Source organism: Bartonella sp. CL436QHHD (assembly GCF_042195105.1).
Lineage (GTDB): Bacteria > Pseudomonadota > Alphaproteobacteria > Rhizobiales > Rhizobiaceae > Bartonella.
Genome location: NZ_JBHINR010000048.1, coordinates 66,912 through 89,559 on the forward strand (window position 1 = coordinate 66,912; position 22,648 = coordinate 89,559).

At 36.7% G+C, this 22,648-nt stretch carries 20 protein-coding genes, 1 tRNA gene and 3 pseudogenes; 10 read left to right on the forward strand and 14 right to left on the reverse strand.

Going from position 1 to position 22,648, the window contains the following annotated elements; all coding sequences use genetic code 11:
* Positions 1–3: 3 nt before the first annotated feature.
* The 3 genes from ybaL to ACFIKN_RS07070 all read right to left on the reverse strand — a co-directional run bounded on the left by ybaL (position 4) and on the right by ACFIKN_RS07070 (position 4,838).
* On the reverse strand, positions 4–1,755 hold the full coding sequence (ybaL, locus tag ACFIKN_RS07060; protein WP_375631222.1) for a YbaL family putative K(+) efflux transporter: 1,752 nt from the start codon (positions 1,753–1,755) through the stop codon (positions 4–6).
* A 99-nt stretch (positions 1,756–1,854) separates the two neighbouring features.
* Positions 1,855–4,368: a protein translocase subunit SecD gene (gene secD / locus ACFIKN_RS07065; protein WP_273790697.1), complete on the reverse strand. Its 2,514-nt coding sequence runs from the start codon at positions 4,366–4,368 to the stop codon at positions 1,855–1,857.
* 92 nt (positions 4,369–4,460) lie between these two features.
* Positions 4,461–4,838, reverse strand: coding sequence for a hypothetical protein (locus ACFIKN_RS07070; protein ID WP_273790698.1), 378 nt, complete (start codon positions 4,836–4,838; stop codon positions 4,461–4,463).
* Between the two features lie 180 nt (positions 4,839–5,018).
* Between ACFIKN_RS07070 and ACFIKN_RS07075 the strand changes: the two genes are divergently transcribed.
* From ACFIKN_RS07075 to ACFIKN_RS07100, 6 genes are all read left to right on the forward strand, one after another.
* Positions 5,019–7,394 (forward strand): mechanosensitive ion channel domain-containing protein, encoded by a 2,376-nt coding sequence (locus ACFIKN_RS07075; protein WP_375658134.1) that lies wholly within the window; start codon positions 5,019–5,021, stop codon positions 7,392–7,394.
* Entirely contained in the window at positions 7,388–7,660 is a 273-nt protein-coding gene (locus tag ACFIKN_RS07080; protein WP_375654515.1) for a hypothetical protein, read from the forward strand. The genes ACFIKN_RS07075 and ACFIKN_RS07080 overlap by 7 nt, the downstream gene beginning before the upstream one ends.
* A 565-nt stretch (positions 7,661–8,225) precedes the next feature.
* Positions 8,226–9,170, forward strand: coding sequence for an outer membrane protein (locus tag ACFIKN_RS07085; RefSeq protein WP_375658135.1), 945 nt, complete (start codon positions 8,226–8,228; stop codon positions 9,168–9,170).
* A 706-nt stretch (positions 9,171–9,876) separates the two neighbouring features.
* Entirely contained in the window at positions 9,877–10,110 is a 234-nt protein-coding gene (locus ACFIKN_RS07090; RefSeq protein WP_375658136.1) for a hypothetical protein, read from the forward strand.
* Positions 10,111–10,164: 54 nt separating this feature from the next.
* Positions 10,165–10,362: a hypothetical protein gene (locus ACFIKN_RS07095; protein ID WP_375654517.1), complete on the forward strand. Its 198-nt coding sequence runs from the start codon at positions 10,165–10,167 to the stop codon at positions 10,360–10,362.
* Between the two features lie 179 nt (positions 10,363–10,541).
* Positions 10,542–10,871, forward strand: a complete 330-nt coding sequence (locus ACFIKN_RS07100) for a hypothetical protein (protein WP_342753367.1) — start codon at positions 10,542–10,544, stop codon at positions 10,869–10,871.
* A gap of 125 nt (positions 10,872–10,996) precedes the next feature.
* Here ACFIKN_RS07100 and ACFIKN_RS07105 read toward each other — a convergent pair.
* The 3 genes and pseudogenes from ACFIKN_RS07105 to ACFIKN_RS07115 form a co-directional block, all read right to left on the reverse strand.
* Positions 10,997–11,199: pseudogene (locus ACFIKN_RS07105) on the reverse strand (hypothetical protein).
* 131 nt (positions 11,200–11,330) lie between these two features.
* Positions 11,331–11,558: a hypothetical protein gene (locus ACFIKN_RS07110; protein WP_375658137.1), complete on the reverse strand. Its 228-nt coding sequence runs from the start codon at positions 11,556–11,558 to the stop codon at positions 11,331–11,333.
* A complete protein-coding gene (locus ACFIKN_RS07115; RefSeq protein WP_375658138.1) occupies positions 11,555–12,217 on the reverse strand; it encodes a lysozyme in 663 nt (220 codons plus the stop codon). Before ACFIKN_RS07115 ends, ACFIKN_RS07110 begins: the two co-directional genes overlap by 4 nt.
* Before the next feature lie 111 nt (positions 12,218–12,328).
* Here ACFIKN_RS07115 and ACFIKN_RS07120 point away from each other — a divergent pair, with 111 nt between their 5' ends.
* The 3 genes and pseudogenes from ACFIKN_RS07120 to ACFIKN_RS07130 all read left to right on the forward strand — a co-directional run.
* On the forward strand, positions 12,329–12,523 hold the full coding sequence (locus tag ACFIKN_RS07120) for a hypothetical protein (RefSeq protein WP_342753368.1): 195 nt from the start codon (positions 12,329–12,331) through the stop codon (positions 12,521–12,523).
* 294 nt (positions 12,524–12,817) lie between these two features.
* A pseudogene (locus ACFIKN_RS07125) lies at positions 12,818–13,411 on the forward strand (lambda exonuclease family protein); the annotation flags it as partial.
* 189 nt (positions 13,412–13,600) lie between these two features.
* Positions 13,601–13,783: pseudogene (locus ACFIKN_RS07130) on the forward strand (helix-turn-helix transcriptional regulator); the annotation flags it as partial.
* Positions 13,784–13,871: 88 nt separating this feature from the next.
* Here the strand turns inward: ACFIKN_RS07130 and ACFIKN_RS07135 are convergent.
* From ACFIKN_RS07135 to rpmH, 8 genes are all read right to left on the reverse strand, one after another.
* Positions 13,872–13,956, reverse strand: a tRNA-Leu gene (locus ACFIKN_RS07135).
* A gap of 113 nt (positions 13,957–14,069) precedes the next feature.
* The gene (locus tag ACFIKN_RS07140; RefSeq protein ID WP_273790707.1) at positions 14,070–14,690 is read right to left on the reverse strand and encodes a 2,3-bisphosphoglycerate-dependent phosphoglycerate mutase; all 621 of its coding nucleotides are present in this window, start codon (positions 14,688–14,690) and stop codon (positions 14,070–14,072) included.
* 29 nt (positions 14,691–14,719) lie between these two features.
* Entirely contained in the window at positions 14,720–15,532 is an 813-nt protein-coding gene (gene dapB, locus ACFIKN_RS07145; RefSeq protein ID WP_375658139.1) for a 4-hydroxy-tetrahydrodipicolinate reductase, read from the reverse strand.
* A gap of 1,219 nt (positions 15,533–16,751) precedes the next feature.
* Positions 16,752–17,444 carry a glutathione S-transferase family protein gene (locus ACFIKN_RS07150; RefSeq protein WP_375658140.1) on the reverse strand — a complete coding sequence of 231 codons (693 nt, stop codon included), beginning with the start codon at positions 17,442–17,444 and terminating at the stop codon, positions 16,752–16,754.
* A gap of 139 nt (positions 17,445–17,583) precedes the next feature.
* On the reverse strand, positions 17,584–18,228 hold the full coding sequence (gene yihA, locus ACFIKN_RS07155; RefSeq protein WP_273790710.1) for a ribosome biogenesis GTP-binding protein YihA/YsxC: 645 nt from the start codon (positions 18,226–18,228) through the stop codon (positions 17,584–17,586).
* Positions 18,225–20,063: a membrane protein insertase YidC gene (yidC, locus tag ACFIKN_RS07160; protein ID WP_375658141.1), complete on the reverse strand. Its 1,839-nt coding sequence runs from the start codon at positions 20,061–20,063 to the stop codon at positions 18,225–18,227. Before yidC ends, yihA begins: the two co-directional genes overlap by 4 nt.
* Positions 20,053–20,445 (reverse strand): ribonuclease P protein component, encoded by a 393-nt coding sequence (rnpA, locus tag ACFIKN_RS07165; protein ID WP_375612257.1) that lies wholly within the window; start codon positions 20,443–20,445, stop codon positions 20,053–20,055. Before rnpA ends, yidC begins: the two co-directional genes overlap by 11 nt.
* Before the next feature lie 117 nt (positions 20,446–20,562).
* Positions 20,563–20,697 (reverse strand): 50S ribosomal protein L34, encoded by a 135-nt coding sequence (gene rpmH, locus ACFIKN_RS07170; RefSeq protein ID WP_005864709.1) that lies wholly within the window; start codon positions 20,695–20,697, stop codon positions 20,563–20,565.
* Positions 20,698–21,273: 576 nt separating this feature from the next.
* On the opposite strand from rpmH, the gene ACFIKN_RS07175 reads away from it, so the two are divergent.
* The gene (locus ACFIKN_RS07175) at positions 21,274–22,335 is read left to right on the forward strand and encodes an Mrp/NBP35 family ATP-binding protein (protein ID WP_375637833.1); all 1,062 of its coding nucleotides are present in this window, start codon (positions 21,274–21,276) and stop codon (positions 22,333–22,335) included.
* The last annotated feature ends 313 nt before the right edge of the window (positions 22,336–22,648 follow it).

Here is a 22,648-nt window from a genome sequence, read left to right on the forward strand (position 1 = left end):
ATTTTATGTTTTCTGTAAATTTTCATGATTGAGCATATTCCTTACAGATCTTCGTTCTGTTATATACTCTATAATGCCATTGGCAATTTCTTCATCATCTGTTACTACAACATCAGCACCTAAATCAATGAGATATGTTGTTTCTGTGTCGGATAATGCATGTGTGATTATTTGGATATCTTTCTTCATATCACGGATATTCACGATACATTCTCCTACTTCAATGGTACTTCGCATTGTAATAACAACTTTATGTGCATTATTTATATTTGCTGCGTTCATTATTTCTTGTTGAATGATATTGCCGCAAATAGCCTCAAAGCCATCTGCAATCGCTTTATCAGAGAGGCGTTTTGATTCTTCTACGATCACTATAGGTTCACCTCTATTTATTAAAGATAATGCAACACACTTACCGATACGACCATAGCCAATAATTACGATATGGTTATTTTTTAAGGTCATCGGTAAAAAATCTTGGTCAGGATCTTGTGGATCAATATCAATAATTGTTTGGGTATTTTGTGAAGATGCAGAATTTTTTTCTAAACGTTTTTTAATTTTATTACAGGCAATGAAAACAAGAGGATTAAGCAAAATAGAAAAAATTGCTCCTCCAAGAATTAAATCATGAGCGTCATTGTTTAAAAGTCCTAAGCTTAAACTTAAACCAGCGAGGATAAAGGAAAATTCTCCGATTTGGGCAAGGCTTGCAGAAATAGTCAAAGCTGTTGCATTAGAATAGCGAAAAGCCTTAACGATGAAAAAGGCAACAGCAGATTTTCCGATTACGATAATGAATAAGGTTGCTAAGAGAGGAAAAAAATGAGTTAAGAGTTTCTCGGGGTCAAATAACATGCCTACAGAAACAAAAAAGAGAACAGAAAAAGCATCGCGCAGTGGTAAAGATTCTTCCGCGGCACGGTGGCTTAATTCTGATTCGCTCATGACCATACCAGCAAAAAAAGCACCAAGAGAAAGGGAAACACCAAATAAATGAGCGGCTCCGAAAGCTACTCCTAATGCAATAGCAAAGACGCTAAGACGAAATAATTCACGTGATCCCGATTGTGCGCTCATTTTTAAAAGCCATGGGATAACGCGTCGCCCAATGACGAGCATAAGTGCAATAAATACAATTACTTTCAGGATGGTGAGACCAAAAATACCCCAAATACTTAAATCCAACCATTGAACAAGAGGATCCAACGCTTCTTTTTTGGTATTGCTGAGAGCACTTGCCAAGGAAGGGATGAGGACAAGTATAAGGACCATTGCTAAATCCTCAATAATCAACCATCCAACGGCAATGCGTCCTTTTTCTGTTTCAATAAGATGACGCTCTTGCAAAGCACGTAGCAGGATAACAGTACTTGCTATGGATAAAGCAAGACCGAAGATCAAACTACCACTGAAGCCCCATCCCATAATCAGACCAAGGCACAAACCTAGAAAAGTAGAAAATGCCATTTGTGCAATAGCAGCAGGGACAGCAATAGCTTTGACAGATAAAAGGTCTTTTAATGAAAAGTGGAGCCCAACACCAAACATCAGCAAAATAATACCAATTTCAGCAAGTTGATTAATGATGACGGAATCTATTTTAAATCCGCCTGTATTGGGTCCCACAATAACACCAGCTAATAAATAGCCTACAAGTGGTGAAATACGTAAACGGCTCGCAATCATTCCCAAGAGAAATGCTAAACATAAGCCTGCAACAATAGTTGTGATAAGTGGTGTGTCGTGGAGCATGGATTATTTACTATTCTTGATCAAAAAGCGAATGAATGAAAACGACTATATTTCTATGAGAAGAGAGGCGAGATGTACCATACGCATTAAAGGGCATTTTTATTTCACTTTGATATTTGCACGATTATTTCGCTCACGCCACCAATTTCCTAGCAGAAGTAAAATAGGAGCAGCAATAAAGATTGAGGATGATGTTGCAATAATAATCCCAAAGACCATGGGTAATGCAAAATTATGAACAGCACTTCCACCCCATATCGCCATGGGGAGCATCGCAAGAATTGTTGTAGCTGATGTAAAAAAACAACGTACAAGAACCTGATTAATTGACAGATCAATCAGCTCGCGCAACGGCATTTTTTTATAAAGACGCATATTTTCGCGCATCCTATCATAGACGACAACTTTATCATTTATAGAATATCCAACAATTGTTAAGAGCGCAGCGATAGCCGTTAAATTAAAATCAAATTGAAATAAAGCAAAAAAGCCAATCATTTTTGTGGTGTCTAGAATGAGAGTGATAATTGCTCCAACGGCAAAGAACCACTCGAAGCGTAACCATATATAGAGAGACATGGCAATAGCCGCAAGAATAACAGCAGTAAAAGCAGCTGTGGCAAGCTCGCCTGAAATTTTGGGACCCACAACTTCTATTTGATCGAATGTGGTATCGGGATAGATATTTTGTACAGCTGTTTTAACCTTATCAATGGCGATGGTTTGTTGTGCTTCGCTACCGCTTTGTTTCTGCATGCGAATTAATACGGTGTTTTCGTTATCAATATTTTGCAAGGAAACTTCACCAACATTAAGAGTAGAAAGCTTGGAACGCAGAGTTGCTAGATCTGCTGGTGCTTTCGTGGTAATACTCATTTGGCTTCCGCCAATGAAATCAATACCAAAATTCAATCCAGGCTTAAAAAAGAGAAAAACTGAAGCCATTGATAAAACAATTGAGACGCCAATACCAATGAAGCGTGCTTTCATAAAGTGGAAAGTTGTGTTTTGTGGCATGATGTTGAAAGCAGAGTGAATATGCAACTTTTTAATTTTCCATTTACGAACGATCCAAATCATGATGATGCGTACAATGGTGATATTTGTAAACATGGAGATGATAATACCAAGCAACATTGTTACGGCAAAACCACGAACGGGACCGGTGCCGAACCAAAATAGTAAGACAGTCGCTATAATTGCCGTAACATTTGCATCAACAATGGTTGCAAAAGCGTGTTTAAATCCACGATCTAGGGCTGCAAAAGCACCCACACCTTTTCGACTTTCTTCACGGATACGTTCATTGATAAGGATATTAGCATCAACGGCAATACCGATGCCTAAAATAATACCAGCAATACCAGGCAGCGTAAGCGTAGCTCCCAAAAGACTCAGTGCAGCAAATGTTAAAATCGTGTGCAGAGCTAGTGCTATATTGGCAATTAATCCCCAAATACGGTAGAGAAGAAAAATAAAAATTGCAACAAGAATAAAGCCAATTATGCCGGTGTAAAGTCCCATTTGGATGGCATCAGCACCAAGATTTGGACCTACGGTTCTCTCTTCAATGACCGTGAGTGGTGCGGGGAGGGAACCAGCACGAAGCAGAGCAGCCAGAGTTGAGGCTTCTTTGGGGTCAAAGTTTCCTGTAATTTGACCTTGTCCATTGGGAATGACACTATTGATGGTCGGAGCGGTTAAAACCTTATTATCCAGAACAATGGCAAAAGGACGGTTAATATTTTGTCGTGTTATATCGGCAAATATTTTTGCGCCAGCGGAATCTAGAGTAAATGAAATAATGGAACGTCCTGGTATTTGGGGGTCAAAACCTGCACGGGCATCTTTCAGGACATTTCCATCTAAAGCAATTTGATCATAAATTGCATAATGTTGTGTTGCATCAGTGTATCCAGGGAGAATAGAAACACCTATAGGGGGATTATTGGGATCCACATTAGAAGGAACAAGATGAAAACTCATCTTAGCGGTTGTTCCTAAAAGATCACGCAGTTGTTTTGGATCTTGTAGGCCAGGCAATTGGACCATAATACGATCATTTCCAACCTTTTGGATGGCTGGTTCTGAAACACCAACTTGATCTATACGACGACGGATGATTTCTAAGCTTTGTTCAATAGCATTGCTTACACGGTCTTTTATACCAGCTTCCGTTAATGTGACGCGGAGAGTTTCATTTTGAGCACTGATCGTGATGTTATGTTCTGTTGTGCCAAAGCTACTGTGTATGGGGGTTATTAATGTTTTCAAAGCAGAGAGTGCTTTTTCAGTTTGCGATGGGTCAGAAATAAGGGCAATAACGCTATCTTCAACGATACGCACACTTGAGGTGCGGATTTGTTTTTCACGCAATACATTGCGCACATTGCTTAAAACTATATGTAACTGATCGCGTTTTAACGTTTTGCTATCAACCTCGAGCAGGAGAGAAGAGCCTCCTTGAAGGTCAAGACCAAGTGCTACACGGGTGTCGGGTAAGAATTTCGAGTTTTTAACTTGTTCGTGTGAAAATAAATTGGGTAAAGCAACATAAATGCTGCTTAAAAGAATAAAACAATAAAGGGTAGTTAACCAACCAGGTGTACGCATGATATATTCCGCTAATAGGCAATCTAACAGTTATTCAAAGTTAAAAGCACAAGTAAAATAAGATGATCGTTTTTATAATTCAAGGAAGAGAATTAAGTATGTTCATTGGGAGGAGCGCGTTTATTTGAGAAATATTGCGTTTTAACGTTACGAAATCGTGTGTCAACAGCTGGAACCTTTATTAAAAAGAAATCCAATGTTAGGATTCTTTGAACGGTTCTCATAAAAATAGATTCTGCATGGGGTGTTACAAGTTTTTTGTTTTCAGTTGTGGTAGCATTCAACTGATCACACTTATTTTGTAAATCAAATCTATTCGTTTTAATGATATTATTGGTGTGTGATTGTTTGATTAAGTAAGCACGCGTTCCTAAGGTACTCGTCAAGAATACACCTAAACTGGATAGAAAAATCCAGGTTGTCAAAGGAAGAAAATCTTCTTTTTTGCAATAAAGGTGCAAAAAAAACATGCTAGAGTGCCTTCGTTAATCTTATTGAGTTCATATTATTTATCATTCTTTTATCTTATTATCAGTATTATAGGATAAGGGAAAGCTTTTATAAGATTATTCTATAAAAGTTGAAAATAGCTGCTTTATACCATATTTAAAAGAGAGGAATAAAATCCTTTTTGTGCTTGTAAGGTAGATATGTATTCATTTTGTAGAAAAAACATCCACATACTTTTCCTTCTTTTGGGGATTATCTTTGTATTTAATTCTGGTGCATGGGGGAATCGGGGGGCACAAAGTACAATTGTCGAACAAACGATAGCTTCTTATTCAGTTGATGAAATTATTCAACAACAACTGTTGATTATTGAGACTCTTGAAGAAAATACTGAAACTTTAAAAAGAGATTTTGACAGAAAGCCAGAAGATGAGCGTGCTTTAGAAGAATTGCGGTTACGTGCACAAGATATCAGTGAACGTGCTATTGAGGCAGCATTTGTTTTGCGTCCTCCTCTTAATGAGATTAATACACTTCTTGATCAATTAACGGAGCTCCATCGTGACGTGAAAAAACTGAAAAGCTCAGTGAAGGAATATTCTTACTTGATAGAGCAAAAAGCTAAAATTAACAGTATCATGCTTCGTTTTGAAGCAATTTTCTTAGCAGCAAATAGAATAGCTGAACTTTCTATTTCTCAATCTCGGGAGCTTTTTAAACGCACGCTTACGTATAGGCTTGAGTTTTCGATTCCGATGGTTAAAAATCTCGCCCAAAAAACAAAAGAGGCTTCATCAGATTTTCTTTTGTTGTTAGATTCTTGGTGGAATTTTATATTTTATTTCAAGTTTTTACAACTATTTCTTTGCTTTTTAATTCCACTTTTTATTACTTTGGGTCTTTCGTATTTTTCTCAAAAAGTTCTTGTTCATGTGTATTGCCACTTTACGAAGTCTAATGAGGAAATATCTTATTTACAACGCTTATTGATTGCCTTTATTTCAGTTCTCTTACCTTCACTTGTATGTATTCTTTGCGTTTATCTTGTGTTGTTTTTGTTTCGTAGTTTTAACTTAGATCTAGGTAAGCTTACAACAGTTTTTGATATGATAGGTTGTCAAATTATTTTAGTATTTTTAATCAATCGCTTAGCGATTGTTCTTTTATCATCGAATATGCCCCATGTGCGTCTTCTCAGTATTGCACCATCATCTGCTTATCAATTAGTGATTTTACTCACTTCTTTAGGGGGTGTTTTGGCATTTGACGCTGTTCTTGATAGTATTTATGAAATCATTTCAGCGCCTCTATCTTTGACAATTGCTAAAAGTTTTATTGCTGTTTTTCTTGTAGCAATATTGCTGTTTATAATATCATTTGTACCTTTGCGGTTTAGACGTAGGCCTTTTCAAGGAGAAAAAAAAGAGCCATACTTTTGTCCATTTTACATACGCATTCCTCTTATTGGCTTGGGATTACTGCTCTTTGTATTGAATTTTTTAGGTTATGTTGGTCTTGCGCGTTTTATTATGCAGCAAATTATGATTGATGGAGCATTTTTAGTTCTCATGTATTTAGGAATACAAAGCGCTCAAGCACTTGGAACTAAAGACCAATTTATGAAAACAACGGTTGGTCATCTTTTGATGCAGAGGTTTCATTTAGAAGAAAAAACGATGAATCAATTGGGAGTTTTTGTGAGCGTTTTTCTCAATTTATTTGTTGTTATATTTTGTGCAATACCAATTGCTGTACAGTTTGGATTTTCCTATTCTGATTTAAAAGCAGTTTTGTGGCAATCGGTGACCGGTTTTCAGATTGGAAATATTACTCTTTCTTTGATTTCTCTTGTAACAGGAATGATTTCTTTTTGTGTTTGCTGGTTTCTTATTCGCCGATTTATTGGTTGGTTAGATAGTGTGGTGTTGGTTCATGGAGAGTTCGATTCTGGTATACGTAATTCTATCAAAACAGTGATAAGTTATGGAGGCATTGTTGTATCTGCTTTGACGGGATTATCAATGGCAGGTTTGGATCTTAGAAATTTCGCTCTTATTGCTGGAGGACTTTCACTGGGTATAGGTTTTGGTTTACAGAATATTGTCCAAAACTTTGTCTCTGGACTTATTATTTTAGTTGGAAGACCATTTAAAATAGGAGACTATATAGAATCTGGATCAGTAGCTGGTATTGTTAAGCGTATTAGTGTGCGTGCAACGGAACTTGAGACTATTCAGCGTAAGACGATTATTATTCCCAATTCAAGCCTTATTAATAATAATGTTAGTAATTGGACACGACGCAATAAAGTAGGACGAATTGATATACCAGTTATTGTATCATCTAAGGTTACTCCAGAGCATGTTGTTGAAATTTTGTTAGAGATTGCTTCTTCGACAGAAGGCGTTTTAAAAAATCCTATCCCACAGGTGAGTTTTACGGCATTTGATCGTAAGAGTTTTTCCTTTAATTTAGCTATTTATGTGCCTAATATTACTTCACCTTCTCATATAACCAACGCTCTTCGATTTAGCCTATATAAGCGTTTTGCTGAGGAAGGAATCTTAGAATGCTGAAATATACTTATGTTTTGATTACAGTTATTCTGTTAAGTATTTTTACCATAACAGCTTTTGCTGCAACAGTGAAGAATACTGATTTAAAGATACAATCTCTCATTGTTGTTGAAGGAAGTATACCTTCAAAAATTTCTTTAAATACTCATCAAACAATTACAATTTGTATGAAGGGATGTTTTATAACTTTTCCTAATAAAGACCATTTTGCAATAAAGGCAGATGATAATATAGAAATCAATAGGGGAAGAGCAATTTTTAAATAAAATAATTGAGAATTTTTGTTTGGGGACAAGATTTAGAAGGATAATGATATTGTGCGTAATTAATAATCTCATCCTTTAGAAAATGGTAGAAAAAAGGTATGATTTTAGTATAAAATAGGTGTGATTTTTTATACTATGTAGAATCTACAGTTATGCATTTTTGATGTAAGATTATTGAGGTATTTATAATATTTTTAATGGATATCAATTTTCTAAAAATTATTACATCATTTTTAGAATTTTTTCTCATAAAAAATGCATAAAATGTACTATTTTGTGATTTTTTTGCAGTATTATTGGTACAAAATGTTTTATATTTTTTCCTTTTAAAAATATAATAGGTTTTTTTATTAAATATTTATTATATGAAGTATTGATTATTATAATATTTTAAAATTTATTTGATAATATTAAATTTTGATGTAATGATATATTAGTATAGTGATAGATTTAAATGTAACTATAAAGGAGTACATGCGATTTTGCGGCATAAGATTTTATAAAACTTTGTTTTTCTAAATGTGATTTTTGATTATATTTAAATTTAGCAATGGGGTATAATTTTATGAATACAAAATTTATAACAGCATCTGTTTTTTCGTTAATTTCACCTTCTATAGTACAGGCTGCAGATGTGGTAGCTCACGAAGAGCCAGTACATGTTGCCTCAGAAGTTGTTGCTTCTTCACCTTTTTCTTGGGCAGGTTTTTATTTTGGGGGGCAAGTTGGGGGATTTTCAAGTAAAATTTCTGCAATAACGCCTCATGTTGATATTCCTCTCCATCCTGATGAGGAGAGTAAAAGTAAACCATGGATCCCCATCGAGAAACAGTATCTGCCCGATCTTTCTGGGTTTATAGGTGGTTTTTATGCGGGTGTTAATTTTGATCTCGGTAATAATTTTATTATGGGGGTTGATACGGATATCGTTTTAACGGAAAAAAAGGATACAAAAACAAAATTTCAGGCTGATGAATCGAGTGCTGGTGGGACTGATACTGATGGAAAGGACACTGAAGGATTGGGTACTAAAGAATCGGGTAGTGATACTGATGCAAGTACAGAAAAAAAAAGTCGAAAAAGGGCAAAACTTGTCAGGAGACAGGGTAGAGGCTTTTCTCGTTCTGCTACAGAGGCTAAAGAAGAGAAAGACAGTTTAACTTTTAATCATACGTTAAAACAAAAATGGACAGGTGCTACACGGGTGCGTGTTGGGTTTTCTGCAGGGCGTGTGATGCCTTATATTGCTGGTGGTGTTGCTTATGGACAGTTTCAAGATATTTTGTCGACAGTAATTACGGGAAGTGAGCCATTTAATAGGACATCGGATGTAACAAAAACGATGATGGGTTATACTCTCGGTGGTGGTGTTGATTTTGCAATGACAGACCATTTTGTTGTGCGTGCGGAATACCGTTACTCAGATTTTGGTAAAAAGAAATTTAAAGACGAGATTGAAGTTAAGTATAAGACGAATGATTTTCGCGCAGGAATAGCTTACAAATTCTAGTTTTGTAGGATAAAGGAGCTTAAATTTAAGAGGTCCTATTTCTTTGATAGGGCCTTTATTTTTTAATTTTATGCATTGCAAATACTATTTTATGGTGAAAAAAGGGAGCTTTGACTTTGAGTGAGAATGAGGAGGTAAGGAAGAGTTACTCAGATTCTTAATTGTTAAGAATGAAAAATTTTTAGTTCACGAGGTGTGGTTGAAATATTTGTTAGCAAAGAAGGATTAATTCGTCTTTCATATTATTACAGTTATCATTTTATAATATCGTTATAGAGTTGCAAACAGTAAATTTAAAGAGAGTTTTTACTATCTAAGTAATGAGAAAATAAAGAAAATTCACATAGAGCGATGCGGGCGGCGTGCACGTTTGTGCACCAATTTTTTCTTCCCTTAGAACTCTCTACAATATCATCTGATAGCGCGGTTTATCTTTGTTCTATTTAATAACTCATTGTTTTTATTTTATTTATTAAATTGCCTTTTATATATAATCTTTGTACCAGATGAAAGTGCTCTAAGTGCGATTCAAAAGATGGTTTTTAAAAGGTGGTTCGAAGAACAAGAACACGTGATAGACTGTCTGTCTTATCTGTATCTATCTAAAGGCAAATATGCTGACAAAGCTGGTTTATGGCTTATCAAAACTACACCAGATCAAGGATGATAGTTTTTTAGATTTTACCTCAATAAAAGACGACGAGAAATGGGATTAGGCTCTTGTAGCAAGATACCTTTAAAAGAAGCATGGTTCAAAACTTCAGCTTGTTGTGATCTTTTGGATCAAGGAATTGACCCAATTTGCCGAAAACAAAAAGAAAATTTGCGTCGGGCAGGGGTGGTATTTCTTTACGAGAAATTGCCTCCAGTGCGTTTTAAGCAAAAAAACGAATTGAAAAATGAAGGAAAAGCAGCAAGGTGGCTAATACCTCTTGAGTAACATGTTTTTCCTAAATTTGATGATACGCCAATTACTGAACTGACGCAAATTGATATAAAAGGATGCATTTCTCCCATTTGGAAGACAAAAAACGAAACAGCAAGTAAAACTCTATCCCACTTGAATATAGCTATAAAACATGCGGCGGCACTTGGTATAGATGTGGATATGCAATTAAAAGCAAAAGCTTTATTAGAAAAGTTTATTCAAAATACCAAAAATATCCAGCAATGCCATGGAAAAAATGCCTAAGTTTTTTCAATCTTAAAATGATGAGCTTGTATCAAATCTAGCCTTAACACTTCTTATTTTGACGGGGGGAGGGCGTTCTATTCCAATCAGGCATATTCGGTCAGAAGAGATTTATAGATCAATATGGATTATCCCAAAAGAAAATATGAAGAGAATTGTTGGAAAGGTTTCTGACTTTCATGTGCCGCTTACAGCTGAAGCGCTTGCTGTTATTGAAAAAGCAAAAGAATGTTTTTTTATTTGCTGAGAGTTCTGGAAAGCCTATATCGGATGTAGCACTTTCTAACTTCATGAAAGACAAAGGTTTTGATTATAGACTTCATGGTTTCAGATCGATTCTGCGGGACTGGATAGCAGAGACAACGTCAACATCATTTGAAATTGCAGAATCTGTTCTTGCGTATTCAGTTGAGAAGTCAGTGACAAAGGCTTACATGCGGACGGATTTTTTAGAACAGCGCCGTGTCCCCTTAGAACAATGGGCGTCTTTTATATCAGGAGAGGCTTGATAATATGTCTATTATCAAGTCAGGTGTCTAAGAAACACTTAAGCGATTAGCGGATAGATTACGATATAATCTCTCATTCCTTGTGTTAAAAGCGGGGAAGGGTAAAGCTTTCAGTTTTTGGTTAGTCACTGTTTTAAACGTGCACAGACATTGTCTATCACATCCATAAGACGAGCAAAATCAAGGATAAGCAAAAAGAGGATGAATACAATCCATTTTGTATAACGTGACATCACTTTTACACTTTTGTAGGTCATGATGATTTCTTGAAGGATTTTTTTTCTGCTTCTGTAATTTCTATATCGTCTTGTGTTTTTTTTCTAACCATGTTTCCAACTACACAAGCGTTCACCTAGATTATTGTGCTTTAAGATCTCTCTGGCTAAGTTTAAACTGAAGGCGTTCAGATCTTGCTGGCTTAAATAAATTGGCAACCAGCCAACACAAGAAGAAACATATTTATTTGTCGCGCAACCAGTCAGAGAGAGCAGCACGCACATCAGCATCACTTTTTTGATTAACTTCACTTTCCACCTCCAGCCGTGTTGTGGCTGCTTTTAAAGCTTTTTCTGTTTGCTTTTGTTGCTCTGCTTTTTTCCCAAGAATAAAAGCTCTTGCTAAAATCATAAAAAAAGCAGCTAAAGCCGCGCCTGTTAGCATCAGATTTCTTTTCATCCATAAGATCATAGGCGGTGCTCCTGAAAGCGTTTAGCAACAAAGAAAATACCAGCACATGCGGCTAAAATCATAATGGTGGCCAAAGCCCATTGGATTGGTCCATTTCCTGCTAATAAGCCTCCAAGCCCAGAAAAAGAACCAATAATCGGTGCAAGGGCTTCGGCTTTGAAAACCCCCGTTGATGCTTGCGTTTCTACTGTTTGATAATTGGAGGAAACAAAAGCCCCTTTCGCCCATAAGCCTGTTTCTGCCGCACGCCGGTGAGCGAGACCTTCAAGACGCTTCCCGCCTGCTTTGGTCCATTTCTGTAGCTCTGCAGGGACAGCTTCATATTCACCTTGATTGAGCTTTTTTAACAGTGTCGAGTTACAAAAGGCTCCTGTTCCTACATTATAGCAAAAGGACACTAACGCCGCGAATTGTTCATCTGTTAATGAAACTGTAACAGCGCGTTCAACGACATTTTCAAATTGTCTTAAGTCTTGGCAAAGAAGTTCTTCTGCTTGCTTTTCCGTGATGGTCATGCCTTCGTAAATAAAAGGCTTTCCAGCATTGTTTGTATGTCCATAACCTATTGTCCACACACCAATGGTATCTTTGTAGGCGTTTAAACGCAAGCCTTCCCATTGTTTGATAAGTGCTAGCCCTTCTGATGATATTTTTCGCATATGCTTCTCCATAAAAAAAGCTCCGCAAAAAGCAGAGCTGGATTAAAAAATTGATATTTTTCCCATTCGAAAGGATAGCTTGTTAAAATCTATGTAGCATATAAACTACAGATGTTTGTTGTCAAAAAAACACTATATTTTATAAAGTGGTTAGATTCATTAAAAGACAGACAAGCGCAAAAGAAGGTTGCTGCACGTATTTTTCGCCTTGAATATGGTCTTTTAGGTGATATGAAATATTTTCGTGAAATTGGAGAATTAAAACTAAATCACGAACCAGGCTATCGTGTTTATTTTTTCAAATAAAGAAAAGAGATTATCTTATTACTGAATGTTGGTGATAAATCTATACAACAAAAGGATATCGAAAAAGCTCTTCAATTAGTAAAGAAAATAAAACATGGAAATTACTAAATTTGATGCAAGTGAATATTTTAATACACCTAAAGATTTTATTAGAGGATGCCTTCATAGGAGCAAAAAAATCTAACAGATATGTCTTATAAACAAGCCAAGATCGCTTTGTTTTCTTTGAAAAAAAAGCAATGCTCGCAAATGAATCAAGCACAATAAGAGCAACAAACGGCGGTGTGAGATGGACAAAGAACAGCAGAATGTTTTCAAGCAAGGTTAGGGAAAGTCACCGCATCTAATGTCTACAACGTACTCAGTAAGACAGCAAAAGGTTTGCCTACAAGCAAATATGAAGACTACAAAACGAAACTCATGACAGAACGCTTAATAGAGGAAATAAGTCAATCTTATACAACACCTGCTATGCAATGGGGCATTGAACATGAAGAGAATGCCTTAAGAGAATATGAATTCATTTATGACGCAGAAGTCACAAGATGCGGGTTTATCCCACACCCAAAAATGGAAATGGCGGGGGCTAGTCCTGATGGGTTGATTGGAGAGGACGGTTTAATCGAAGTCAAATATCCACAATCAACCACGCATTTGCGTTTTTTTATGTATGACGAAATCAAACCAGAATATCACGCACAAATGCAATTCCAAATGGCATGCACTGGACGCAAATGGTGTGATTTCATGAGCTATAATCCAAACTTTGTAGGCAAATCTACTGGTTTGAGAATGAAAATAGAACGCATTCTCCGTGATGAGAAACACATTGAAGAGATTAATAAAGCGGTCGAAATCTTTTTAGGGGAAATAGAACAAGAGATGTAAAAGATTTTGACAAAAGCCGCTTAAACCTATGGGGGTGCTCTCTCCTTCTCCTCTTTCCTAAGCACCCCCACCCATTTAATTAATATAAAAAAGAGAAAGGTAATGAGATGATATTTGATGATGGAGATAGATGGGAATTTTAAAATAATATAAGATAGAGTTCTTATATTATTTTAAGAATATAATTATTATGTAACGACACGTGAGTGTGTACAGCTTTTTAGTGTATCCACAACAACGATTCGCAATTGGGTGCTTCAAGGGGGTGTTTCCCGGAGCCATATAAGCTAGGGAGAGCAGTGAGGTGGAGAAAAGAAAGAGATCTTAACCTTCACTCCAAAGAAAAATAAGGAGCAAATAAAAACAAATTAGATAAAATTATATAAACTGTAGAAGGTGGTCTAAAAATGGCTATTTAAAGAAAAAAATCTATATATTTCAATATTTTAAATACAAAAAGTGGTGCCCAAAAGAGGACTCGAACCTCCACGCCTTACGGCACAGGTACCTGAAACCTGCGCGTCTACCAATTCCGCCATCTGGGCTCATAAAATTCATCTAAGCGCATGACGCAATTCTGTCAATAAAATTATAGAATTTATTTTTTCAGCTTAAAACGATTGAATTGAATTTTTGGGGAGATCATGATTTTAGAAGTTTAAGGTGTGAGGACTTTCTTTGATAAAATTGTTGAATCCGGATTAAATGTGTAAATAATAGGAATACCGGTCGCTAATTCTTGAGATATAATTTCCTCACCGGAGAGACCTTCAAGCGCCATAATAAGAGCACGAAGAGAATTTCCATGCGCTGCGATTAAAACAGTTTGGGAGCGCAAAATATGAGGCTGGATATGGTAAAGATAATAAGGCCAGATGCGCGCACCGGTGTCGCGTAGGCTTTCTCCATTCGGGGGTGCAATTGTATAGGAGCGGCGCCACATTTGCACTTGCTCTTGCCCCCATTGTTGGCGTACTTCATCTTTATTTAAACCAGAAAGATCACCATAATTACGTTCATTTAAGGCAGGATTTTTTATCACTTCTAAATCTGATTGTCCCATTTGCTCTAAAATGTGCTGAGCGGTTTTTTGAGCACGCTGTAAGGCTGATGTATAAGCGATATCAAACTTCAAACCATATTCTTTCAGTTTTTTTCCTGCTGCTATCGCTTCGGCATGACCTTTTTCTGTTAAATCAGGATCTTTCCAACCGGTAAAAAGGTTTTTGAGATTCCATTCACTTTGTCCATGACGAATTAGTGTAAGTATGCGTCCCATTTATGAATTGCCTCTATTCTATTGATTGTTTAAAATTCATTGTTCAATCCCAAAACATCGAACATTGAATAAAGACCGCTTTCATGATTTTGTGCCCATAAAGCTGCTTTTAATGCGCCATTGGCAAAGATAGAGCGTTCTTGCGCTGTATGTGAAAGAACAATGCGCTCATTGGAGCCGGCAAAAATGACACTGTGTTCTCCAACAACTGTCCCACCACGTGAACAGGAAAAGCCAATGGTGCCTTTTTTGCGTTTACCTATATGACCATTGCGTTCGTTGACACGCACATTTTTAAGCATAACATTGCGCCCTTCAGCTGCTGCTTGGCCAAGAAGAAGGGCTGTTCCAGAAGGGGCGTCAACTTTGTCAGCGTGATGCATTTCATAAACTTCGATATCAAAATCATCGGCTTCTAATGCTTTAGCGGCTTTCTTTACAAGGTTGGCTAAAAGATTTATTCCAAGGCTCATATTTCCGGATTTGACAATTGTTGTATATTTCGCAAAATCTGCAATTTTTTCTTCTTCTGTTTTGCTAAATCCTGTGGTGCCAATAATATGGACAAGGCTTTTTTGAGCAGCGTAGTTAGCATAAAGAATACTGGCTTCTGGTTGTGAAAAATCTAAAATACCTTCTGTATTAGAAAAGGCATTTTCGGGATCGTCAGTGATACCAATCCCAAGAGAATCTGAACCAATTAAGGCACTGGCATCTTTTCCTACAAACGGTGAGCCTTTGCGTACAAGAACAGCACAAAGTTCTACATCTCTCCTCTGCTGGATTGCTGTAATGAGTTCACGTCCCATTCTTCCATTTGCACCAACAACTGTAAGGCGCATTTTTATCTCCTTATAATACTTTACTGTGCAGTATAGGCAAATTCTTGCCTTCTTTCCAATGGTTCTTTTTCTTTATAGAAAATTTTTTTTCCTGCTTTAATTTATCTTGTTGTGCTGTAAAATACTGTTGTTTAGAGCAAGTGATATAAGATCTGCAAATTTAAATAGAGATGTTTTTCGTTAGAGTGTGTGATGAATATTCCTAAGTAAGGTTTGCTTATGTCACCTAAAGGAGATTGTGTATTACTTTACGCTTTTGTTTCTTTCGTTCTTTAAGGGGGGAGCGTTCTTCATGCAAAACAAGATCTCCAAAACAAAATACACCTATGTTGTCAATTCATGAGCTTTTCTTAAAGAAATATTTATCAATTCTTCTAAACTTATTTTATGATAGTGCTCGTGAGTGGTATCACGAGAGAGTATCCATGAATAATATAACATCTATTCTGCGCCACTATCTTTATGCTTCATAAATAGAGAAAATTAGCATTATCATACGTTTTGTTAGCCTTTAATGTTTTAATAATTCTTGGCACTTAGGCATTTTCATTCTTTTCTTTAATATTCTTTCATTTACCAATTCCATTTGTGACGCATAAGAAAGCGATTTTGATTGTTTTAAATGTGATGAAGGTAATGAGAAAAAGGTATTTGGAATTGATGATTAAAGTAAAAAAACGATTATTTATCATTGTATATCAATATGTTACCCATAAATAAAATCACGTAAAAAGGGGATAAAAACAAGGGGCTAACAAGAAGTTGGATTGTTTTCACACGAGAGTTGGTCGGATTCTTCATCTTTTAGGAAAGTCAGTTTAAAAAATTGTTATGTTGTAAAAACGCATGATGAGGATTTTTTTATTATAGAGCAAATAGTATATATGTTATGCAATGCGTTTTTTCATATATTGGGGAGACTTGAGGATAACATGCGTTAAGTATTGTTATTTTATTTGCCTAGCTTCTAATGATGCTACAGCTCTTGTATTTAAAGAGAGTCGTTAAAATGCTTTCTTAAATATTTTTTATTCCTGTGCTAATCTTTTTTTGTGACACGATAAGAAAGTATTTTTTTTGATTCAATTATAATGGGTCTTATTCCCTGTTGAATACGATTATAAATCATTATATCGTTTATACGCATGCATAAAAATTCATAAACCTATAAATATCCTTTAGATAAAATATCACTTTTATTTTTGTTTGTGAGAGAAGGCTAGAAATCAAGATCTGCATAGTGAGCACTTGCAACAATTCCGCGGACGCGATCTGTTAAAAGAGAACGAAAAGAAGGGCGTGATTTTATTCTCATATACCAGTCTTTGGCAGCAGGAGATTGTTCCCAGTCAATTTCCCCTAGAAAGTCAAGTACAGAAATAGAAGCTGCTGCTGCTAGATCTGCATAGGACAAGGCAGAACCGACTAAGCTATCGCGAGAGGCACAGAGCCAATTGAGATAGTTCATATGTGGTAAAATATTGGCACGTGCATTGCGTAAAATTTGTGAATTAGGAGCACCACCGCCAATGGCAAGTGGCATTTCACGTTTATGGATTCGTTCTCGTACGATATGGCGCGTTGCTTCATTTTCGAATTTATTTAAGAACCAGTCATTGAGACGGCGTACTTCCGCACGATCTAACGGATTTTCCGGAAAGAGCTTATTTCCTTGTCGTAAACTTCCATGTGTTTCGTCTAAATATTCGCAGATAACAAGAGGACCTGATAATGGAACCTCGTGTTCATCGAGAAAAACAGGAACATGACCAGCGGGATTGAGGGCTAGAAATTCGTGTCTTCTTGCCCATTCATATTCTTCAATCAGTTGAGTGGTTACACCATATTCCCCAAGAATGAGGCGTATGAAGCGCGAGGCAGCGGATAGGGGAGAGTGAAAAAGTGTCAGCATAATTTACACTATCAAATAGAGTTGAAGAGAATTCTTTCAAGTAATCATTTTTATAAAGATGCTTGACTAGAAGTACAAGATCATTAGTAGCTGCTAGTAATTATAATTAATAAATTGTTAATGACTAGGAATTGTTCTCTTATGCGATGGTTTGCAAAATGGCAGCACGTAATTCTTCTAAACCGATAGCTTTTTCTGAAGAGGTTACAAGAAGCTCAGGATAAGCTGCTGGGCGTTTAAGAAGCTTTGTTTGTGTGCTCATAATTAATTTTTCCAAGGCATTTGATTTGATTTTATCGCTTTTTGTCAAAACAATTTGATAAGAAACGGCTGCTTTATCAAGGAGAGCAAGAACATCTTCATCATTATTTTTGATTCCGTGCCGTGAATCAATCAAGATATATACACGTTTTAACGTTGTGCGCCCCCGTAAATAGCTAAAAATCAAATTTTTCCACTCATCAACAAGATTTTTAGGAGCAGCAGCAAAACCATAACCAGGCATATCTACTAATGCTAGAGGGGGAAGGTCTCCTAGTTGCCCACTGAAGCCATCGGGGACAAAATAATTAAGCTCTTGAGTCCGTCCTGGTGTATTTGAGGTACGTGCTAAGCTTTTTTGTTGAACGAGTGCGTTGATTAAAGATGATTTTCCAACATTGGAACGTCCTGCAAATGCAATTTCTGGTGGTCCTTCGGGGGGGAGAAAGCGTATTGCTGGTACACCACGAATAAAAATCCAATTGCGAGAAAAAATTCCAGAAAGGGAAGAATCTCTTGTCATTCATGCACTTCTTTTTTGGATGATCTTCTCCAGATGGCTTTTAAATTATCAAAAAGCTCAATTTTAACTCCTTGGCGCTTCATCATGATACCTTGCTGAATGATTGATAATATATTGTTCCATGCCCAATAGATGACGAGACCAACAGGGAAAGAGGCGAGCATAAAAGTAAAGACAACAGGCATCCATGTGAATATCATCGCTTGGGTTTGGTCTTGAGGAGCGGGATTCATACGCATTTGTAAAAACATCGTTATTCCCATAATCAAAGGCCATGCACCAATCATAAGAAATGTTGGCGTTGTATATGGCAAGAGACCAAACAAGTTAAAAAGAGAAGTTGGATCGGGTGCCGCTAAATCTTTAATCCAGCCAAAGAAAGGGGCATGGCGCATTTCAATGGTGATATAGAGAACTTTATAAAGAGCAAAGAATATTGGGAATTGAACCAACATCGGCCAACAGCCTGCAAGGGGATTTATTTTTTCGGTTTTATATAGTTCTATTATTGCCTTTTGTTGTTTGGTTTGGTCATCGGGATACTTTTCTTTTATTTCTAGCAACCGCGGTTGTAAAAGCTTCATGCGTGCCATAGATTTATAAGATTTATTGGCTAGAGGGAAAAGAAGAGTTTTTAAGAGCACTGTGACAAGAAGGATGGCAATACCAAAATTCCCTGTTTGTTTATAAAGAATATCAATGAGGGAAAACATTGGTTTGGTGATGAAATCAAACCAGCCCCAATCAATTAAAAGAGCAAACTTTTTGATTTTTAGGTCATTTTGATAACTATTAATAATTTCAACTTGTTTTGCACCAGCAAAAAGACGATTTGTAACAGTTTTTGTTTCATTTGGGGCAATCGTTAAAAGCGACCCTAGCAAGTCAGACTGATAATGTGTTTGCAAACGATCAAAATAAATAAAACGGCTTGTATATTCTTTATTTTGCGGGGGAATAACTGCTACAGCCCAATATTTATCGGTAATACCAATCCAACCTCCTGTTACTTTGGAAAAAGTCACGCTCTTTTGCCCATTATCAGGATTTGGGTCAAGCTCTGCTAAGGTTTTATATTTTTCAGTTTTGAGCGAATCTCCAGCAATACCTATCATACCTTCATGAAGTAAATAGGTTGCATTTGTATGTTCTGGTGGTGCAGCACGTGCAACGCGGGCATAGGACGAGAGATGTATTGGTTGATCACTTTCATTGCTGATAGAATCCTCAATGGTAAACATGAAATGATCATCAACAGAAAGGGTCCGTCGGAAGATTTGTCCCTGTCCATTATTATAAATTAAAGTGATAGGTGTTGAAGGAGTCAGGATTGTATTGTTTCCCTCTACTTGCCATTTTGTATCCGATTGTGGCAAGGCTTTTGCTGGCAAAGACGCACTTGCAAAACCAAATTCAGCAAGGTAGGTCGTTTTGAAACCTTTAGGGTTTAGCAAATCGATTTCCGGTGATTTTTTATCGACTGTTAAACGATATTTTTTGAGGTGAAGATCATCAAATTGCGCACCAACAAGATTAATAGAGCCTTCCAGTTCATTGGTTTGGATCGCAATACGCTCTGTTTTGGCCAATACAGCTTTCCGGATTTCAGGTGTCATTGGCTGTTCGATGATAGATGATGCTTGATGCGTTGAGGTATCGTCAGAAAAATCCGTCGTGGTAGTAGAAAGGGCTGATTGTTGTTTTGACAATTGCTGTGTGATGACATGTTGTTTTTGTAACTTTGCTTGTTTGGGAGCAACATGAAGAAATTGCCATGCGATGAGCACTACGAAAGATAAGCCAATAGCGATAAAGAAATTACGGTTATATTCCATCCGTACACCCTTGTTGTTGTTGCTGATGTTTTATTTTTGGTTTTATTCGCCGATTTAATTCACTAATCAAGGATGTAAAAGGCGCATGTAACACATCACGGTACGCTACAATGACATAATCTGTTCCTGCTTCCATGTGGTTTGTTACACCAACTCTCACGGCTTCACGCAAGCGCCTTTTAATACGATTACGTTTCACAGCATTACCGTTTTTACGAGTAACAGTGAAGCCTACACGTGCAAAAAGAGAATCTTTTCTTTCTGTTGTTTGTTCACGAGATTTAACTTCGAGCAAAAATAAAGGACCACGTCGTTTTTCTCCTGTACGGACAGCCAAAAAATCTGCTCTTTTGCGAATACGGCAGGGATGTTTTTTCTTCATAAAAGAACATTTCGCAATTTCACTAAATGCCTGCAAGCAGGCATTAGAGGTTCATAATGAAAGTTTCACAACGAAGAAATGATGAGCAATCCTCAACGGTTGTGAAAATTTAAATGGTTAGGCAGAGAGCCGCTTACGTCCACGAGCACGTCTTGCAGCAATAACTTTACGTCCTCCAGCTGTGGCCATGCGTGCACGAAACCCATGGCGGCGTTTACGGACAAGTTTAGAGGGTTGGTAAGTACGTTTCATTTATTTAAATACCGCGGAGTGCGGCCCTTCTTAATCTTCGTTTTACGAGCAGTTATGCGCGAGAGGGATAATTTTATCCTATCATACGGCTGTTAACCCATAAGGAAAAATATAAAAAAAGTCAATCTTAGATTGTTTTTCTCTCTCTTGAAAGAATACAAAACACCTTATAACTGTCTGTGACACTTTTTTACAATACTGTAAGAGTGTTAGAAAATAACAATTGAATCTACAGAACGTAAATGGCTAGGGCGTTAAAGAATTAAAGAAAGTGTGACTGATTACTGTATGCTCAATTTAAAATATCCTTTAATATTAAGAGTTTTTTTTACAAAATTTTTATCAGAATATTCATTAAAGTGGTTGTAGCACAAACATGATTAATAGGATTTATATCAGATTCTATGTTTGAGCTTCTTTATTTAAGGATGGTTTCATATTTTTAAAGAGAATAAGATATAAGTAATGTATACTTTATAATGCTGAGTAAAGTAGAAAATTATCAGGTGATAAGCCTGTAAGTATTTTTTGTTCTTATGCTTGTATTTGCTGGTATTTTTATAGAGAGGAAAGAACGTGGATCCTATCACAAGTGAAGCTGTCCGCAACGTATTACGTACAATCAAAGGACCAGATCTTGAAAGCGATATTGTGTCGTTGGGTCTTCTTTCAGAAATATTGATTGCTGATGGTAAGGTTTTCTTTTCTATTACAGTTCCTGATGGAGGTGTGCAAGAATGGGAATCATTGCGTCGTTCTGCTGAAAAGATGGTATGTGCCTTGGAAGGAGTGAAATCTGTTGTTGTCACACTTACAGCAGAAAAAACAACAAAGGCAGTACCTAGACGGAGAGCAAATCTCTTACCGATCAAAATGCCCATAGAAGGTGTGCGGCATGTGATTGCTGTTGCTTCTGGAAAAGGAGGGGTAGGAAAATCTACGATGGCAGTAAATATCGCCTTAGCTTTACAAGATTCTGGTTTCAAGACGGGGGTGATGGATGCTGATATTTATGGTCCTTCGTTGCCACGTTTGACAGGACTTGTTAATCAAAAACCACAGCTTATTGGAGAAAAAAAGATTCAACCTCTTGAAAAATTCGGACTTAAATTGATGTCGATGGGATTTTTGGTTGAGGAAGAAAAGCCGGTAGTATGGCGTGGTCCTATGGTTATGGCAGCTGTAACGCAATTGTTACGAGATGTTGTATGGGGCCCTCTGGACATTTTAGTCGTTGATATGCCGCCCGGTACAGGGGATGCACAATTAACGCTTGCTCAACAGGTACAATTAACAGGTGCGTTGGTTGTCTCTACGCCACAAGATCTTGCTTTAGTGGATGCGCGTAAAGCAATAGAAATGTTCATGAAAGTCAATGTTCCTATTTTAGGACTCATTGAGAATATGAGTTATTTTATCGCTCCTGATACAGGAAAACGCTATGATATTTTTGGCTATGGTGGTGCACGGGCAGAAGCGGAACGTCGAGAAGTCCCTTTCTTAGCGGAAATACCGCTTGATGCGGCTTTAAGATTTTCTTCAGATGAGGGGGTCCCTATTTTTGTTGCTAAGCCTAGTGAAGAGCATGCTAAACTATATCGTAAAATTGTTGATCAAATAAAAAATCAACTCTTTTGAATGTTTTTTTAAGAGAGTTTATTAAAACACAATCATGAAAGACATAAAAATAGTTTCTTCTTTGTAAGGAGAAGTTTTAATGCGAGAATGGAGTATATTAGGTTAAATAAATAAAAAATTATTCATGCGTTTGGATAACCTGAAGGGGACACAAATTGAAGAGTTGGAGCCGTGAGGTAGAAAAAAATATTGGACTTGAGGCTAAAAGAAGACAGAAAATAAAAGTAATTTAGAAAAATTGTAAAAGGTTGTAAAAAATATTTTAATAATCAATTTTTTCATAAAATAGTATTTTTCAGGTGTAAAAAAGCAT

What these genes read in the sequence shown, in the direction of transcription:
- ybaL (WP_375631222.1), bottom strand. Translation starts at nt 1,755, where the DNA reads ATGCTCCACGACACACCACTTATCACAACTATTGTTGCAGGCTTATGT.
- secD (WP_273790697.1), bottom strand. Translation starts at nt 4,368, where the DNA reads ATGCGTACACCTGGTTGGTTAACTACCCTTTATTGTTTTATTCTTTTA.
- ACFIKN_RS07070 (WP_273790698.1), bottom strand. Translation starts at nt 4,838, where the DNA reads ATGTTTTTTTTGCACCTTTATTGCAAAAAAGAAGATTTTCTTCCTTTG.
- ACFIKN_RS07075 (WP_375658134.1), top strand. Translation starts at nt 5,019, where the DNA reads ATGTATTCATTTTGTAGAAAAAACATCCACATACTTTTCCTTCTTTTG.
- ACFIKN_RS07080 (WP_375654515.1), top strand. Translation starts at nt 7,388, where the DNA reads ATGCTGAAATATACTTATGTTTTGATTACAGTTATTCTGTTAAGTATT.
- ACFIKN_RS07085 (WP_375658135.1), top strand. Translation starts at nt 8,226, where the DNA reads ATGAATACAAAATTTATAACAGCATCTGTTTTTTCGTTAATTTCACCT.
- ACFIKN_RS07090 (WP_375658136.1), top strand. Translation starts at nt 9,877, where the DNA reads ATGGGATTAGGCTCTTGTAGCAAGATACCTTTAAAAGAAGCATGGTTC.
- ACFIKN_RS07100 (WP_342753367.1), top strand. Translation starts at nt 10,542, where the DNA reads ATGTGCCGCTTACAGCTGAAGCGCTTGCTGTTATTGAAAAAGCAAAAG.
- ACFIKN_RS07110 (WP_375658137.1), bottom strand. Translation starts at nt 11,558, where the DNA reads ATGATCTTATGGATGAAAAGAAATCTGATGCTAACAGGCGCGGCTTTA.
- ACFIKN_RS07115 (WP_375658138.1), bottom strand. Translation starts at nt 12,217, where the DNA reads ATGCGAAAAATATCATCAGAAGGGCTAGCACTTATCAAACAATGGGAA.
- ACFIKN_RS07120 (WP_342753368.1), top strand. Translation starts at nt 12,329, where the DNA reads ATGTTTGTTGTCAAAAAAACACTATATTTTATAAAGTGGTTAGATTCA.
- ACFIKN_RS07140 (WP_273790707.1), bottom strand. Translation starts at nt 14,690, where the DNA reads ATGGGACGCATACTTACACTAATTCGTCATGGACAAAGTGAATGGAAT.
- dapB (WP_375658139.1), bottom strand. Translation starts at nt 15,532, where the DNA reads ATGCGCCTTACAGTTGTTGGTGCAAATGGAAGAATGGGACGTGAACTC.
- ACFIKN_RS07150 (WP_375658140.1), bottom strand. Translation starts at nt 17,444, where the DNA reads ATGCTGACACTTTTTCACTCTCCCCTATCCGCTGCCTCGCGCTTCATA.
- yihA (WP_273790710.1), bottom strand. Translation starts at nt 18,228, where the DNA reads ATGACAAGAGATTCTTCCCTTTCTGGAATTTTTTCTCGCAATTGGATT.
- yidC (WP_375658141.1), bottom strand. Translation starts at nt 20,063, where the DNA reads ATGGAATATAACCGTAATTTCTTTATCGCTATTGGCTTATCTTTCGTA.
- rnpA (WP_375612257.1), bottom strand. Translation starts at nt 20,445, where the DNA reads ATGAAGAAAAAACATCCCTGCCGTATTCGCAAAAGAGCAGATTTTTTG.
- rpmH (WP_005864709.1), bottom strand. Translation starts at nt 20,697, where the DNA reads ATGAAACGTACTTACCAACCCTCTAAACTTGTCCGTAAACGCCGCCAT.